The following is a 14,924-nucleotide window of genomic DNA, read 5'->3' on the forward strand; positions in this document are numbered from 1 at the left end:
TCCCGAGGCCGGACACCCCTTTGCCTCCGCGGTGCCGGGCGGCGTGGGCGCCCGGGAGGAGGTTGGGCACGGGAGCGTGCCGCCGCCACTGTACCGCAGCCACGGCCTGGTCGACTTCGTCCACCTGACGATCTTCCCGGTATTGACCGGTCAGACCGGCACCGACCCGGTCTTCAAGGGCGCGGCTGATTCGATTTTCTCAGGCGCGTTGAGACAGCGGTACGCCACAGCCGGGTGACGTCGTGGTTGGACGGCACCCAGGTCGCCGGAGCGTCGACCGGGGCGTGGGCGCCGGGTGTGGCGTCGATGACGTGGCGCAGTACCACTCGCCGTCGGCGACCCGGGTCCAGGCGGGCCCGTCGAAAATGGAGGCCGAGAACGGCACCCTCACCGGTGGCGCCGTGAAGGCCACCGGCCACACCGGAACCGGCTTCGTCGGCGGCTCAACCCGCGGCAACCGCGGCGCGGCGCGAACCTCCGTCGCCGTCACGGTTACCGCCGCCGGACAGCACAACCTCACGCTGTGTCACGCCAACGGGGCCCGTTCGATCAAGATCCTTTCGCTGTACGTCAACGGCGCTCTTGTCGAGCGTCTGTCGCTGGGCGCCACCGCCAACTGGGGCATCCGGTTCACCCAGACCATCAGCGCGGCACTGAACGCCGGACCGAACACGGACGCCATCCGGTTCGGCAGTGCCGACTCGGCCATCGCCGGACATCACAGCGGATGCCTCACTCTCGGCCCTGTTTGCCCTGCTCAGGAGGTTATGCGAAACGCAGCTCACGTGTCCGTTGAGGTATCCCTCATCGGACGGCAGGGGTACGCTGAAGGCCGACAGCGTCGAACTACCGCCCTCCGGGCATGGCGCGGCCACCGAGCCGAGGCCCCCTGGGGTGTGTGATGACACAGGACGCGCTGGAGAGAGTCAACAACGTCGATGGAATGGTCAGTGCGGCGCAGTCCGTGCTCGTGGTGGCCCTGCAGGCCTACATCGCCATCGACACCGACGGCCGGGTGAAAGGATGGAACCCCGCCGCCGAGCGGATCTTCGGCCACACCGCCGCCCAAGCCTGCGACCGTGACGTCGCCGACCTGATCGTCCCCGCAGGGTCCCGTGACGCGCACCGCGCCGGCCTGGCCCCACCTTGCCGCCGGTGCACCCGGCTGCCGTGTCGGACAGCAGTTGCAGCTCAGCGCACTGCACCGCGACGGCCACGAGTTCCCGATCGAGCTGACCCCGACCGTCGCCGAGGAACCCGGCGGGCGGATGTTCCACGCCTTCGCCCACGACATCACCAACGCCCGCCGGGCCGTCCGGTTCGCCGACGTCGAGGTCGCCCTGGCCCTGGGACTGCGCCCGGACCATCGTCTGAGCCGTCGCCGACACCGGTATCGGCATCCCCCGCACTGTGAACGGCCGCGGCTGTTCCGCCGCCTCTACCGTGCCTCCACCGCCCTGGACCAACCCATCCCCGGCACAGCGCTGGGCCTGGTCATCACCCGCACCATCGTCGAACGTCACCACGGGGCCATCGCCTTGGCCGAGCACACCGGGCCCGGCACCACCTTCGTGGTGTGACTGCCCAGCACGGCAGCCAACGCCTGACTTATCAGCACCCAGCACCGAAATGACGTCCGGTCGAACCGTACCGGCGGGTCCTGCGCTGACCGCAGGACCTTGATAGCGCCTGCATATCCGATCGCGGCCGGCACCCTGCCGACACCGCCAGCACAGGCAGGCCCGCAACCGGGCACGAAGCCGCCCGTTCCCTCGACCTTCAAGGAGCCCACATGACCACTGCATAAATCGTCGAGCGCCACGACGACGCCAGCACCCTGACCGAGCACACCGGGCCCGGGTCCACCTTCGTGGTGCGACCGCCCAGCACGGCTGCCAACGCCTGACCGGTCCGCGACATGGTAAGGACCAGTACCGCAATGTCGCCGATCGAACCTGGCGGGCGCGACCCGCGCTGACAGCTAGGACCCGGTACAGCGCTTCCATCACCGACCGCGGCCGGCACCCTGCCGTCGCCGCGCCCACAAGCGTGCCCGCCTCCAAGGCATCGAGCCATCCGTTGATCGACCGCAAATCGAAGGAGCCCACATGACCCGTGCGCGATACAACTGCACCCAGTCGGCCCGCAGCAACATGATCAGCGCTCTCACCGGCACCGTCGGCGTCCAGGCGGCCTCGGTGCTTACCGACCTGGCACTCAGGAACCTGGGACACCGACGCCCCGCCAGCACGGACGACCTCATCCGAATGGCGGAGTACCTCATGGAGCTCGGTGACCTGGTACGCGCCGCCGCCCGTTCACAGAAGATCGAGGCCGTCACCTACCGGGCCCTGCACGCCGCAGTGGACTGACCGCGCGCACTGCCACACCCGCACAGCATCACCATCACCGCCGACGCCCAGGTCCCACGTTCGCAGGGCGCCGGTGCACACCCCGTACGAGTAATGCGCGGGCTTGTCAGAGGTCCGGCACGGCTTACACGTCTACTTGCACAACGACGTTTTCGGAGAGTTACTGGTGCCATATACCACTGCCACGACGCTGGAGTTCGACGATCGACTGCAGGCCAGAGGAGGCCCTCCCGCACGACACGACCGTCCGGCCCGGGAAGGCGCGGTCGCCACGCTGGTGGTTCTCGTCGTCGACGACTCGGCGCTGATGCGCCGGGCGATCAAGGGAATGCTGACCACCGCCGGCGGGTTCGAGGTGCACACCGCCCGCGACGGCCACGACGCGCTGGAGCAGCTCGGCCGGCTCCGGCCCCACGTGATCACCCTGGACATCAACATGCCACAGATGGACGGCCTGTCATGCCTGGCGAAGATCATGGCGAATCAGCCGACGCCGGTGGTCATGCTCTCGTCACTGACGGAGAAGAACGCACTGGTCACCTTGGAGGCGCTGGAGCTGGGCGCAGTCGACTACGTGGCCAAGCCGGGCGGCACCGTGTCGCTGAACCTCGACGAGGTGGCGACCGAGCTCGTCCAGAAGGTCCGCACCGCCGCCGGCGCCCGGCTCAGCCGGACCCGGGGCCTGTCCGCACGGGTGAAGACCGGGACCGCCGCGCCGGCCCCGGCCCAACGCCGCTCCGCAGCCAGGGCGGGCATCGTCGATCTGGTGCTGATCGGCGCTTCCACCGGCGGCCCGGCCCTGCTCTGGGACCTGCTGCCGCAGCTACCGGCCTCGCTGGCCGCCCCCGTCGTCGTCGCCCTGCACATCCCGGGCTCGTTCACCGCGGGAATGGCCCACCGGCTCGATGAGACATGCCAGATGCCGGTACACGAGGTGGACCGGGTCACGACCCTGCGCCCGGGACACATCTACCTCGCCCGGGGCAGCGCCGACGTCGTGGTCGCCCGGCGCCTCGACGGGTTGATCGTCAAGAGCGTTCCGTCCGACACCGGGCACCGCTGGCATCCCAGCGTGGACCGGCTCGTCGCCTCAGCTCGCGCGCACATCGAACCGCGACGGCTGGTCTGCGCCCTGCTGACCGGCATCGGCGACGACGGCGCCGCGGAGATGAGCGCCGTCCACGCCGGCGGCGGCCGCACCGTCGCCGAATCCGAGGAGACCGCGGTCGTGTGGGGCATGCCCGGCGAACTCGCCCGCCGCGGCGGGGCCAGCACCGTCCTACCGGCCCACCGGATCGCCGCCCAACTCGCCGACTGGGCCTGCTAACCCGACGCTCCCGGGACGATCACCACCGGACTCCTGCGGGTGAGCACCGCAGGAAGCGCAACTCGCCGAGGACCCGCCCGCCGACACTCTGCCGCAGCACAGTACCGGCGGGCGGGCCACCCCTGTGCGAAAACGGTCGGTGTCAGGCTTCGACCGAGGGCGACCAGTGGGAGACAACAGGGCGGGCGTACCCCAAGGCTCTCGCCGCAGACCAGCGTCATGGAGGTGCCGAACGCGGTGGACAGGTCGTCTCGTTCGACGGCTGCCATCGCCGCGCCGATCACCGGCCCGGAGGGGTGCGAGCAGGTGGTGGTCCTCGGGTGCGGCGAGCGGCTCGATGAGCGGCGGTTCGCAGAGCGTCAGCGTACGGACCAGATCGGGGACGGTCGATGGCGAGCTGGAGCGCTACGACACTGCCCGACGAATGGGCGACCACGTGCGCGGGTCCGGTATCGAGGCGCCGGAGCAGCTCCGCGGAGTGCCCGGCGTGGTCGGCGACGGTGAGCCCGTGCGGCACGGGGCTGTCGGTGTAACCGGCGCGGACCTGGCGGATCACCCGAAGACGCCGCAGTTCCGGGTCGGCGGCCAGTGGCGTGAACAGACCGCGAGCCCGCCGACGTCGGAGCCGCCGGAGTCGGAGTACGTGAGAGGTGGGTTCGTCATGATGAAGCCTCCTGAGGTGGGTGCGCCGGTCCCCGTACAGGCGGATCTCGATGCGATCATCGGCCTCTGACGGGCGAACGGGCGCCTGGTCATCGACCGGGTGGCGCCGCTCATGCGGGTGATGCGAGGGGCCACCGGCACCGATCCGGAACTGGCCGCCCCGTGGGAGACGAATCAGCAGCAGACCCGCAGCGCTCACGGCATGCTGGCGGGTCTGCTCGCCGGCCGCGACGCCCTCAGGCCCGGTCTGGACGCCGACCAGGCCCGGGACATCGCCTTCGTCCTGATGAACGTCGAGACCTACCCGCAGTACGCCGACGCCTGCGGCTGGACGCCGGATCAGTGGACGGAGCGGACCGCCGCCATCGTCACCGGCGCACTGCTGAGAACCGAACTGCTAGTGGACGGCGACCGCGACGGGTGACTCGGACGTGTTGACCTCGAGCCGGTGCGGCTGCACCACGAGGAAGTAGACCAGTGTCGCTGCCAGCATGCCGCCGAAGACGACGACGGCCATCGCGATCGCGCCGACACCGAGCACGCCCACCAGCGGCGCGGCCAGGGCGCCGACGCCGAATTGCACGGCGCCGAGCAGGGCCGCCGCGGTGCCGGCCGCCTCGCCGTGCCGGGACAGCGCCAGGGCGGGGGCATTCGGCATGGCCAGGCCCACCATGGCCAGTACCAGCCAGAGCGGGATCAGGATGCCGGGCAGGCCACCGGCCCCGGTGAGCGCCAGGACCAGGAACACCAGGCCGAACGCGACACCGGCGAGCAGCGCGCCGCTCATGATCTGCTGGGGCGTCCAGCGGCGGAGCAGCCGCACGTTGAACTGGGTGGCGCCGATGAGGCCGACCGCGCCGCCCGCGAAGATCAGCGCGAACTGCTGCTCGGACATGCCGTAGTCGTCCTGGAAGACGTACGACGAACCGCTCACATAGGCGAACAGTGCCGCCATGGCCAGGCCCGCCACCAGGGTCAGGCCCACGTAGACCCGGTCGGTGAGCAGCCGCCCGTAGTCGCGGACCGTGCCGAGCACGCCGCCGTTGCGGCGCCGCTCGGCGGGCAGGGTCTCCGGCAGGACCAGCGCGGACACCGAGGCGATCGTGACGCCGATGACGGTCAGGACCACGAAGACGCCGCGCCACGACGTCCAGTTCAGCACCAGGCCGCCGATGGTCGGTGCGAGGATCGGGGCCACTCCGACGACCAGCATCAGCCGGGAGAACAGCCGGGCCGCGGCCAGATCGCTGAACAGGTCTCGCACCATCGCCATCGCGACGACGGCGGCCGCCGCGGCGCCCAGGCCCTGCAGCACCCGCAGCACGCCGAGCGTCACCACGTCGGTGGCGATGACACAGAAGACCGAGGCGAGCACGTGTACGGAGATGCCCGCGAGCAGTGGCCCGCGTCGGCCGAAGGCATCGGACAGGGGCCCGACCAGAAGCTGCCCGAACGCCAGTCCGACCAGGGTCCCGGTCAGCGTGAGCTGCACGGCCGCGGCGCTCGTCAGCAGGTCGGTGGTGATCGTCGGGAGCGACGGGAGGTACATGTCGATGGTCAGCGGCCCGAGCGCGGTGAGCAGGCCGAGCACGAGGACGATACGGAAGCGGCGCCCGAGCGGAAGTTGCTCGCCGGGCGACAGGGACTGGGGCATGGAGCTGGTCACGGCCACTTCTTCGACAAGTTGTCCCGCGTCGGGGTTCTTCCGATACCGCGGAGTTGGTAACAGTCGTCACAATGCGCTCCCGGCGATGCGATAGCCTCGGGCGGCTGTCGAGTTCATGCGGGGCGCAAGGGTTATGGGAGCGCTCCCGTCCAGGGAGGGGTGACCGCCATTTCCGACGTCGCGCTGGCTCGCGCCGACAACGCGGAGGACGACCGCCCGGACCGGCGGTCGCGGTTCCGTGCCGCCACCGTCGCGGCGGCTCCCGCGATCGGCCTCTACCTGATGCTGCGCCTGTTCAGCCTCGAGGTCATGCACATCCTGGCGTCGCACGCCGCGTTCCGCTCGCCGGGCCGCCAGGTCTACCCGGACGGCACGATCAACAACGAGTGGCGCGGCTTCACCGGGATCATGGACGCGCTCGTCTCCTGGGACGCGCGGTGGTACACGAAGATCACCGCGCAGGGGCTGGGTGGCCCGGTCGGCGCGGTCGACGAGGACGGCGTGCCGTACGAGCTGCGCCTGATGTTCTTCCCGCTCTACCCGATGCTGGCCCGCCCGCTGACGTACCTCCCGTTCGTCTCGCCGGTCGCCGCCTGCCTGATCATCTCGTTCATCTCGTCCGTGGCCGCGGCCTGGGGCCTCTACGCCATCGGCCGGCACATCCGCGGTCACAAGGTCGGGATCCTGCTGGTCGCGGTCTGGGCCGTGGCTCCCGCCGCGATGACGCAGAACGGCGCGTTCACCGAGTCGCTGTTCACCGCGCTGGCCGCCTGGGCGCTCTACGCCGTGCTCAAGGAGCGCTGGGTGCTCGCCGGGGTGCTGGCAGGCCTGAGCGGACTGAGCCGGCCCACCGCCGCCGCCCTGATCGGCACCGTCGGACTGGCCGCCCTGATCGCGGCCCTCTCCCGGCGGGGCGGCTGGCGCCCGTACGCCGCCATGGTCCTCGCCCCCGCGGGCCTGCTGGCCTATCTCGCGTTCGCGTCGCACCGCCTCGGCAGCGTCTCGCGGTACTTCGAGATCCACGATCAGACCTTCGGTGCCCGCTGGGACTACGGACGGAACACCTGGTCGATGGCGACCGACATCCTGATCGGGGTGGACGGCGACAACGCCGAGAAGCCGATCCGGGTGCTGTCGATGATCTTCATGATCGGGTTCGTCGTGCTGTTCGTGATGCTGCTCGGACGTGCACCATGGCCGCTGACCGTCTTCGCCGGTGTCACGCTCGTGCTGTCGATCTTCTCGCACGCGCACATGTCGATGCTCGGGCGGCACATGCTGCCGGCGTTCCCGCTGCTGCTTATCCCGGCGCTCGCCCTGGCCCGGCTCCGCCGCCGCGATCTGGGTGTCGTCCTGGCCGTGCTGGCACTGCTCTCGGGCTGGTACGCGGGGTGGCTGCCGTTCATCTCCGGGCAGGCGATCTGAGCCCTCCGGTCAGGTGATACGCGGGGCACTCGTTCGGCAGACGCCACGGTTACCCGATGTGCGTACCGCCTCCTCCGTGGGATTTCGTGATGACGAGCGCCGATGGATCGTGTGCCAATGGTCACTCGTCGTATCGTCGCCGCGGTTGTCGGGTGCCTGGTCGCGGTGGCCGGCGCATGCCGGTCACCACGGGCCGGGCAGGCGGCCGTCTCCTGGCGAGCCGAGGGTGTCGCGTCCGCAATCGTCATCGAGCCGCCATCGTGGGCCGGCCCGCACGGCCCGGTGACCGGCGCGATTCCCGGACAGTGATCACCCCGCCCCAAGAGTGAGAATCCGCCCCTCTGGAATGTCTCGGTTCTGCTGGTTACCTTCCGGTAACCGCGGTTGCTCCATCGGCGTCGATCGATTGGAATCGAGTCATCGGAGGGGGTCCATGTCCGTGCGTACCCGCATGTTCTCCGTCTTTGCCGTCCTCACGCTCACCGCCGTCGCGGCCGCCACCGCGACGCCCGCCCACGCCGCGACGTCGCGCGGCGTGACCATTCCGGCCTTCTACACGCCGCCGGCCGGCCTGCCCGCCGCCGACGGCGCCCTGATACGCAAGGAGCGGCTGCCGCTGGCGCTGTCGCTGCCCGGCATCACCGGCCCGCTGCCCGGCCGGGCCACCCGCATCATGTACAAGTCGACCGACTCCAGCGGACAGCCGGTGGCCGTGACCGGCGCCTACGTGGAGCCGGCCGCCCGGTGGCGGGGGAGCGGGCCGCGGCCGCTGGTGGTCCTCGCACCCGGCACGATGGGTCAGGGCGACCAGTGCTCCACCTCGCTGGCGCTGCAGCGCGGCCTGGTCCTGGGCCTCGGCAACCAGACCACCGTGTCCATCGGCTACGAGGTCCTGGCCATGTACCGGCTGCTCGCCAAAGGGATCGCCGTCGTCGCCACGGACTACATCGGGTTCGGTACGCCCGATCGCCTGCACACCTACGTCAACCGGGTCGACGGCGGCCACGCCGTGCTCGACGCGGCCCGGGCGGCCAAGGCGCTGCCCGGCACCTCGCTCACGGCGGCCTCGGCCGTCGGACTGTACGGCTACAGCCAGGGCGGCGGGGCGGTCGCCGCCGCGGCGGAACTGCATTCGACGTACGCCCCCGACGTCCTTCTGAAAGCGACGTATGCCGGCGCCCCTCCCGCCGACCTGGCCGCCGTCACCGCGGCGATCGACGGCAGTGAACTCGCCGGGGCGCTGGGCTGGTCGGTCAACGGTTTCGTGCAGGCGAACCCGTCGCTGCGGCCGCTGGTCGACCGCTACCTCAGCGACGCGGGGCGCGCCGCCCTCGCCGACCTGTCCACGATGTGCGTCGGTGACGCGATCTTCGGCTACGCCGGAAAGCGCAGCACCTCGTGGACCAGGAACGGCGAGAGCCTGGCCACCGTGATCACCGCCGAACCGGACCTGCGCGCCTACGTCGACTCGCAGCTCATCGGCACGCGCAAGCCGTCCGGGGTGGTCCGGGTGGCCACCGGCGTCAACGACAACCTGGTCACCCACGCCCAGGCCAAGCTGATGGCCGCCTCCTGGTGCGCGCTCGGCGCAGCGGTGGTGTACGCCCCGGTCAACCTTCCGAAGACGGCCAGCAAGCTGCTCAACCACTTCGGCCCGCTGCTCACCGACCAGGGCCCGGCCGTGGACTGGCTCAGCGCCCGGATGGCCGGCAGTCCCGCGAACGCCGACTGCTCGGCCCTGTCGTAGCGTCCGCGAAACTCGACGGCCCGCCGGGATGGACGGGTGTGACGATCCCTGGCGGGTCGGAGAGCCGGCGTTGTGGTGGGTCCGGTGCTGCGGCGGCGAGGTCACACGTAGCTGCTGTGCGCGACTCTGACGTCGCGGTGGCGACGGTGGGCGTCCAGGGCTTCGTTGGGTGGGACCGGGCCGTCGTTGCTGGCGATCTCGGGAGCACACGCGAAACCCGTGCGTGTGGCTCTTGGCGGACAGCTGTTCCCCTCACCGCCTCGTGCGGACATGGGCACCAGGCCCCGCGGGCCGACCGTTGTGACGTCGTCGTGAGGCGGCGATGATCCGGCTGCCCAGAGTGGACCTCGTCCGCTCCGGAGGGTCTGGAGGGGGCGTCATGGAGGTTCTGATGAACGACCCACGAAGGCGATCACGGTCGCGGTGGCTGCTCCTCGCCGGCCTCATGGTGGCGGCCGTCGGCTCGGCCGGCACGGTGGCCACACCGGCGCTCGCCGCCGTCGGCTGCGATTTCACCATGGTCTCGCTCAAGGCCCGCAACCTCGACAAGGACGGCGGCACGGACTATGTCTTCCTGAAGGTGGACACGACGTGGTTCCCGGCCGGCAACAACGGCGTCGCGTTCCAGCTCAACGATGTTCGCCAGGCGTCGAACTTCGGCAACCCCACCATGGGGTACGTCGGCAGCATGGACGTCAAGCTGGTGCTGGACAAGTTCCCGGCGAACCACACGGTCGAGAGGGAGACCTTCAGCTGTACGACGGTCACCAACGCGGTCCGTACGTTCAGCGACAACGACTCGATCTATGACCTGACGTACTCGGTGAGCTGAGGCCGGCTCCCGTCGGCAGGGAAGCCCTCGGCGCCGGGCGCGGCGAGGGCTTCCCACGGGATGCCGGCTGCGGGCCCCATCCTCCCGCCGTTGTGACGCCACGATGACGTGCGGATGCCACCCTGCTCGCGCGGCCGTGCCGACGGCCCGGGACAGAGGAGTCTGACGATGACATGGCGTAGCAGAGTCGCGGTTCTGTCGGTGACCGTGCTGGCGTCCGCGGGCACGGCCTTCGTGGTGGTGGCCCCGGCCAGTGCCGCGCCCGCGTGCCGCCCGGCAACCGGATCCACCATTCTCGGCACCTCGGGCGATGACGTGATCTTGGGTACCGAGATGGACGACACGATCAAGGGCCTCGGTGGAAGCGACAAGATCTTCGGGATGGGTGGCAACGACACGATCTACGGAGGCGGCGGGGACGACGTGCTCTTCGGCGGTGACTGTACCGACATGCTGATGGGTGGCCCCGGCGCCGATCTCCTCACCGGTGAGGACGGTGACGACTACCTGGCGGGTGACGACGGTGACGACGTCGTTTACGTCGGACCCGGGAACAACCACTGCGTGGTGGAGGAGATGGTGCCCGCGCATCCGGTGCTCGGCGCCTACGAGTACTTCGGCCCGGCCTACGAGTACTACGGCCCGGATTGCAACGAACCCCGGTGAACGCGCGGCGCACCTGACCGGGAACGGTTCGGGCCCAGGCTCACCGGCGGCTCACGGCCACCGACGGGCGTAGGAGGCCTCGATCCGGACTCGGGGCGCCGATGGCTCGCATGGCGTGGACCCACCGGGCGAAGGCCCGGCGGGCCTCGCCGTGGCGTCCGGTGTTCACCAGGACCTCGACCAGCGCGTGGTGCGCCGGCTCGTCATAGGGGTCGGCGGCCAGCAGTCGCACCAGGCTGGCCACCGCCTGATCGCCGTCCCCGGCCGTGCGGCTCAGTTCGGCGAATCTGCGGAGCGCGCGCAGCCATACCGCGCGCGCCTCCTCGCGCAGCCCGCGAGCCCAGTCCTCGTACGGCTCGTCGCTGAACGCGTCGCCGCCGTAGGCGGCGTCGACGTCGGCCAGGACCTCGCGGGCCTGTTCGATCTTGCCGCAGCGTTCGAGCTGTGCCGCGTGCACAGCGTCACTCATGAGATCTTCGACGTCGATGGATATGTTTCCGATGTCGAGCGAAATCCCCACCATGTCCGCCCGGATGTACCGATCGGACGGCCATGCCTTGGTCGGGTCGAGCACCATACGGACGATGGACAGCAGAACCGAGAGCCTGTGCCCGGTGCGTTCCGCGTCGTCGTCGGGCCACAGCAGCTCAGCCAGTTCGGTTCGGGCGATCGGCCTGCCCCGCCGGGCGAGCAGGATCTTGAGCAGTGACCTGGCCTGCCGGGAGCGCCAGGCCGTCAGCGGCACTGATCGACCGTTGACGAGGACGTCGAAGGTGCCGAGCAATCGCACGCGGACCGGGGCGGAGACCCCGCGCGCCGGGAGCGGTGTGGAGCCGGCGGCCGCCCGGATTCCCCATGACCGCAGCCTCTCGGCGGCCAGTTTCGCCGCGGAACGCTGATCGGTGTCGCTGCCGGGCAGATGGCCCAGCAACACCAGCATCTGATCGGCGGCCGGGAGCGCGCCGGCCCGCCGCCAGATCGATTCGGCTTCCTGCAACGCCGCCCGCGCTGCGGCCCGGTCGGGATCGACGGCCCCCGCCAGCTCCAGCGACTCGGCGAGAGCGTCTGCCCGACGGCTGCTCCGGGCCGACCGGACGGCCACTTCGGCGCGCTGTTGTGCCAGAGCGAGGTCGCCGTCGGCAAGTGCGACCCATCCGCGGGCGACGTGGGCGTGTGCCAGCAGCAGCGCGGGCGCGACCGCCTCGGCCTCGTCGGCGGCCCGGCGAGCCGCGGGCAGGTCGCCGGTGGGCCCGTCCAGCAGGACGCGGGTGAGCCGGGCCAGCACCGGCACGAGCACCTGGTTGTCGGCCGTCTCCCGGGCCAGTTCGACAGCCTCCTCGAAGGCGGTGCGGCTCTGCTCCCGGCGGCCTCGCAGGCGATCGATCTCCCCAAGGCCGGACAGCCCCATCGCGGCGCGGTTGAGGCCGGCCCGCCGCGAGATCAACACGGTACGTTCGAAGAACAGAGCGGCGTCGTCGAAAGAGCCCAGCCGCAGCAGCACCTCACCGGCGTTGGACAGCGCCACCGCGACGAGCCCGGGTGGGCTCCCCAGCTCGGCCGCCCTGACCGCCTGCAACGCGATGTCGAGCGCCGACGAGTAACGGGCCTGCCGCAGCAGGCCGACCACCTGGTTGACCAGCACCCGAGCGAGCTGGACGACATCGGCCGCGCGTTCGGCGGTGCTCAGGGCCTCGACGAGATGCTCCTCGCGGCGAGCCCCGACCGAGGTGAACGCCACCGCGATGTGTGCTGCCGCGAGCGCGCGGTCGCAACCGCTCGCCGTCGCCAGCCTCAGAGCGTGAGTCGCGCTCGTGCCCGCGTCCTCCGACCGGCCCAGCCTGGCCAGAACGCTGGCACGGCAGGCCTCCAGGAAGGCGGCGTCGGCGCCCTGGCCCTCGGGTGGGGTCACACGGTCACAGAGGCGCAATGCCGCCGGATAGTCGCAGCGCATGTACTCCACCATGGCCACTCGCCAGACCAGGGCGGCCGGCCAGACACCGGTCCGATCCGCCCGTGCGACCAGCGGCTCGAACGCCCGCAGCGCTTCTGCGGTGCGCCCTGTCATCCGCAAGGCGTCGCCGAGCACGAGCTGCAGGCGGACCGATCGTTCGGCCGTCGGCACACACCGGATCGCCTGGGCCAGCTCGGCAGCGCCACCGGCCGCGAGGATGTCGTCGGCCCGGGTGTGGATCAGCGTCGACCAGCCCTCCCGGTCCCCGCTCCGCCGCAGGGTCCGGGCCGCGGCGAGCGGGTACCCGTGCGCGCCGTACCAGGCGGCCGCCGTACGCAACCGGTCCTGCCTGGCGGTCACGGCCGACGCCGGCGCCGTGGCGACCCGGTGCCGGCCGAGCATGGCGCCCACCACCGGTACGACGCGGTAGGCCCGCTCGTGCGGTCCATGGGAGGGCTGAGGGAGCGGCACCAGGAATCCGGTGCGGGCCAGCCAGTCGAGAGTGTCGGCGATCCGGGCACCGGGTGAGGGCGCCTCGTACGTCGCGATGTCGAGACACAGCGATGCGGTGATCGGGTCCAGTTCGGCGACCGCGTCCAGCAGCGCGGCGGGCCGCACGGGCAGGCCCGCCAGCGCGCTCTCCGACAGCCAGGTCGCGCCCGCCGTGCCGGGTTCGGTCAACGCGTCCAGCAGAGTCTGCCGGTCGGCTCCGTGGCGCGCCGCCGCGTCGCCGGCGAACTGCACCAGGGCCGGCCATCCGGCGGTCAGGTCGTACACCAGGGCGGCGACGTCAGCGTCGACGACGTCGTGCTCGTCTCGCAGGACGCGGGCCACCTCGTCGGAGGCCAGGGCGAGTTGCGCGGGACCGTGTTCGATGACCCGCCCGGGCAGCGCGGTGAGCACGGACGCGGCCAGGGGCCGACGGGAACCGAGCGACACGGCCACTCCGTCGTCCAGTTCGGTCAGATGGCGTGAGAGCTGCCGTAATGCGGGCGCCGGGAGCTCACCCACGTCGTCCACCACGACATGGGCGGCCTCGATCCCGGCCCTGTCCGCGTTGAGCGGAGTCGTTCCGGGTCCGGCCAGCCACTCCACCATGGCGTCGGCCGTGTAGTACGCGACCGGTCCGTCCGCGAAGGCCGCCTGCAGCGCTGTCGTCTTGCCATATCCCGCCGCCGCGACGAACAGCCGGCAACCTCGCGTACGCCGTGATGACGCCATGGGGCAATGGTCACCCAGCGATGTCCGGCGGGCCAGGCGAGTGGGAGAAACGCGACAGCTGGCGTGAGGTCATGCTGACGCGATCCTGACGCAGCAGTGACGCCGGAGCGGACGGTGAGTCCGCCACCCAGCGAGGGTGGCCGCGCGACGGGCCGGTCGCGCCGAGCGATCCTCCGCGATGCCGCGGGAGACAGGAAGACAGGGAGACAGCATGAGACTCACCGAGGTTCGGACGCGGTTCCGCGTGCCGGCGCTGACCGGCGCGGCTCTCCTCACGACCGGAGTGCTGCTCGCCGGCTCCGGGACCACCGCCGCGGCTGACGAGCCCGCCATCCCGGCCTGCCAGTTCGCCGTCAATCCGTCCCCGATCACGATCATGGGCACCAACAGCGACGACGTGATCTTCGGTACCCCGGCCGTGGACGTGATCGACGGTCTCGCCGGCAACGACAGGATCTTCGGGCTCGGTGACGACGACGTCATCATCGGGGGTGCCGGCGACGACCTGCTGTTCGGCGGCGCCGGGCAGGACGGGATCGATGCCGGGTCCGGGGCCGATGCCGTCGACGGTGGCAACGACGGCGACACGATCATCGCCGGCCCGGATGCCGACACCGTCAACGGCGGCAGCGGCGGCGACCGGATCCTCGGCGGTGGCGGTATCGACGTGATCAGCGGGGACAACGAGGACGACCTGATCTGCGCCGGCACCGAGAACGACATCGTCAACGCTGGACCGGGCCTCGACACCGTGTACGGAGAGCCCGGCAAGGACACGATCGAGGGGGCCGAGGACACGGACCAGTTGTACGGCAACGAGGACGAGGACACCCTCACCGGTGGCGACGGCCCCGACGACCTCTTCGGCGGCCCCGGCGACGACACCATGCTCGGCGGCAACGGCAACGACGCTCTGTCCGGTCAGGCCGGATCCGGCGACCTCGGTGACGGTGGTCCCGGCCTGCTCGACGTGTGCTCCCCGAGCACGGAGATCCAGGTCAGCTGCTGACAGGCCGCCGGCGGGCTCCCGGCGATCGGGCCGGGGCCCGCCGGT

General features: G+C 71.0%; 15 protein-coding genes and 1 pseudogene. 14 read left to right on the forward strand and 2 right to left on the reverse strand.

The genetic code is table 11. From position 1 onward, the window contains the following. Positions 1 to 76: 76 nt before the first annotated feature. The 8 genes and pseudogenes from CLV67_RS52105 (at position 77) to CLV67_RS28875 (ending at position 4,786) form a co-directional block, all read left to right on the forward strand. Entirely contained in the window at positions 77 to 238 is a 162-nt protein-coding gene (locus CLV67_RS52105; protein ID WP_170154032.1) for a hypothetical protein, read from the forward strand. Positions 239 to 311: 73 nt separating this feature from the next. After that, positions 312 to 902 (forward strand): CBM35 domain-containing protein, encoded by a 591-nt coding sequence (locus CLV67_RS28850; RefSeq protein WP_146169326.1) that lies wholly within the window; start codon positions 312 to 314, stop codon positions 900 to 902. A 41-nt stretch (positions 903 to 943) separates the two neighbouring features. Continuing rightward, a pseudogene (locus CLV67_RS54805) lies at positions 944 to 1,162 on the forward strand (PAS domain S-box protein); the annotation flags it as partial. A 106-nt stretch (positions 1,163 to 1,268) separates the two neighbouring features. Then, positions 1,269 to 1,580, forward strand: coding sequence for an ATP-binding protein (locus tag CLV67_RS53610; RefSeq protein ID WP_373873171.1), 312 nt, complete (start codon positions 1,269 to 1,271; stop codon positions 1,578 to 1,580). A gap of 528 nt (positions 1,581 to 2,108) precedes the next feature. Continuing rightward, complete coding sequence (locus CLV67_RS28860; protein ID WP_106323905.1) at positions 2,109 to 2,372, forward strand: hypothetical protein; 264 nt, start codon at positions 2,109 to 2,111, stop codon at positions 2,370 to 2,372. A gap of 166 nt (positions 2,373 to 2,538) precedes the next feature. Beyond that, positions 2,539 to 3,699: a chemotaxis-specific protein-glutamate methyltransferase CheB gene (cheB, locus tag CLV67_RS28865; protein WP_239166558.1), complete on the forward strand. Its 1,161-nt coding sequence runs from the start codon at positions 2,539 to 2,541 to the stop codon at positions 3,697 to 3,699. Between the two features lie 424 nt (positions 3,700 to 4,123). Further along, positions 4,124 to 4,432, forward strand: a complete 309-nt coding sequence (locus CLV67_RS28870) for a hypothetical protein (RefSeq protein ID WP_106323907.1) — start codon at positions 4,124 to 4,126, stop codon at positions 4,430 to 4,432. Between the two features lie 51 nt (positions 4,433 to 4,483). Then, positions 4,484 to 4,786 (forward strand): hypothetical protein, encoded by a 303-nt coding sequence (locus tag CLV67_RS28875; RefSeq protein WP_146169327.1) that lies wholly within the window; start codon positions 4,484 to 4,486, stop codon positions 4,784 to 4,786. Here CLV67_RS28875 and CLV67_RS28880 read toward each other — a convergent pair. Next, the gene (locus CLV67_RS28880; protein WP_106324241.1) at positions 4,760 to 6,016 is read right to left on the reverse strand and encodes a multidrug effflux MFS transporter; all 1,257 of its coding nucleotides are present in this window, start codon (positions 6,014 to 6,016) and stop codon (positions 4,760 to 4,762) included. The genes CLV67_RS28875 and CLV67_RS28880 overlap by 27 nt on opposite strands. A gap of 171 nt (positions 6,017 to 6,187) precedes the next feature. Here CLV67_RS28880 and CLV67_RS28885 point away from each other — a divergent pair, with 171 nt between their 5' ends. The 5 genes from CLV67_RS28885 to CLV67_RS28905 all read left to right on the forward strand — a co-directional run bounded on the left by CLV67_RS28885 (position 6,188) and on the right by CLV67_RS28905 (position 10,698). Continuing rightward, on the forward strand, positions 6,188 to 7,453 hold the full coding sequence (locus CLV67_RS28885; protein ID WP_239166559.1) for a glycosyltransferase family 39 protein: 1,266 nt from the start codon (positions 6,188 to 6,190) through the stop codon (positions 7,451 to 7,453). 117 nt (positions 7,454 to 7,570) lie between these two features. Beyond that, positions 7,571 to 7,762: a hypothetical protein gene (locus CLV67_RS28890; protein ID WP_106323911.1), complete on the forward strand. Its 192-nt coding sequence runs from the start codon at positions 7,571 to 7,573 to the stop codon at positions 7,760 to 7,762. A 124-nt stretch (positions 7,763 to 7,886) separates the two neighbouring features. Further along, positions 7,887 to 9,200 carry a lipase family protein gene (locus CLV67_RS28895; protein ID WP_106323913.1) on the forward strand — a complete coding sequence of 438 codons (1,314 nt, stop codon included), beginning with the start codon at positions 7,887 to 7,889 and terminating at the stop codon, positions 9,198 to 9,200. Positions 9,201 to 9,591: 391 nt separating this feature from the next. Further along, entirely contained in the window at positions 9,592 to 10,032 is a 441-nt protein-coding gene (locus CLV67_RS28900; protein ID WP_146169328.1) for a hypothetical protein, read from the forward strand. A gap of 168 nt (positions 10,033 to 10,200) precedes the next feature. Beyond that, positions 10,201 to 10,698, forward strand: a complete 498-nt coding sequence (locus CLV67_RS28905) for a calcium-binding protein (RefSeq protein ID WP_170154042.1) — start codon at positions 10,201 to 10,203, stop codon at positions 10,696 to 10,698. A gap of 40 nt (positions 10,699 to 10,738) precedes the next feature. Here the strand turns inward: CLV67_RS28905 and CLV67_RS28910 are convergent, their stop codons facing one another. Next, the gene (locus CLV67_RS28910) at positions 10,739 to 13,870 is read right to left on the reverse strand and encodes an AfsR/SARP family transcriptional regulator (protein ID WP_106323919.1); all 3,132 of its coding nucleotides are present in this window, start codon (positions 13,868 to 13,870) and stop codon (positions 10,739 to 10,741) included. Positions 13,871 to 14,081: 211 nt separating this feature from the next. Here CLV67_RS28910 and CLV67_RS28915 point away from each other — a divergent pair, with 211 nt between their 5' ends. Then, a complete protein-coding gene (locus CLV67_RS28915; protein WP_106323921.1) occupies positions 14,082 to 14,879 on the forward strand; it encodes a calcium-binding protein in 798 nt (265 codons plus the stop codon). Positions 14,880 to 14,924: the final 45 nt, after the last annotated feature.

It is taken from the genome of Actinoplanes italicus (assembly GCF_003001815.1).
GTDB classification, from domain to species: Bacteria; Actinomycetota; Actinomycetes; order Mycobacteriales; family Micromonosporaceae; genus Actinoplanes; species Actinoplanes italicus.

What these genes read in the sequence shown, in the direction of transcription:
- CLV67_RS28910 (WP_106323919.1), bottom strand. Translation starts at nt 13,870, where the DNA reads ATGGCGTCATCACGGCGTACGCGAGGTTGCCGGCTGTTCGTCGCGGCG.
- CLV67_RS28890 (WP_106323911.1), top strand. Translation starts at nt 7,571, where the DNA reads ATGGTCACTCGTCGTATCGTCGCCGCGGTTGTCGGGTGCCTGGTCGCG.
- CLV67_RS28905 (WP_170154042.1), top strand. Translation starts at nt 10,201, where the DNA reads ATGACATGGCGTAGCAGAGTCGCGGTTCTGTCGGTGACCGTGCTGGCG.
- CLV67_RS28870 (WP_106323907.1), top strand. Translation starts at nt 4,124, where the DNA reads ATGGGCGACCACGTGCGCGGGTCCGGTATCGAGGCGCCGGAGCAGCTC.
- CLV67_RS28915 (WP_106323921.1), top strand. Translation starts at nt 14,082, where the DNA reads ATGAGACTCACCGAGGTTCGGACGCGGTTCCGCGTGCCGGCGCTGACC.
- CLV67_RS28880 (WP_106324241.1), bottom strand. Translation starts at nt 6,016, where the DNA reads ATGCCCCAGTCCCTGTCGCCCGGCGAGCAACTTCCGCTCGGGCGCCGC.
- CLV67_RS28900 (WP_146169328.1), top strand. Translation starts at nt 9,592, where the DNA reads ATGAACGACCCACGAAGGCGATCACGGTCGCGGTGGCTGCTCCTCGCC.
- CLV67_RS28875 (WP_146169327.1), top strand. Translation starts at nt 4,484, where the DNA reads ATGCGAGGGGCCACCGGCACCGATCCGGAACTGGCCGCCCCGTGGGAG.
- CLV67_RS28895 (WP_106323913.1), top strand. Translation starts at nt 7,887, where the DNA reads ATGTCCGTGCGTACCCGCATGTTCTCCGTCTTTGCCGTCCTCACGCTC.
- CLV67_RS53610 (WP_373873171.1), top strand. Translation starts at nt 1,269, where the DNA reads ATGTTCCACGCCTTCGCCCACGACATCACCAACGCCCGCCGGGCCGTC.
- CLV67_RS28860 (WP_106323905.1), top strand. Translation starts at nt 2,109, where the DNA reads ATGACCCGTGCGCGATACAACTGCACCCAGTCGGCCCGCAGCAACATG.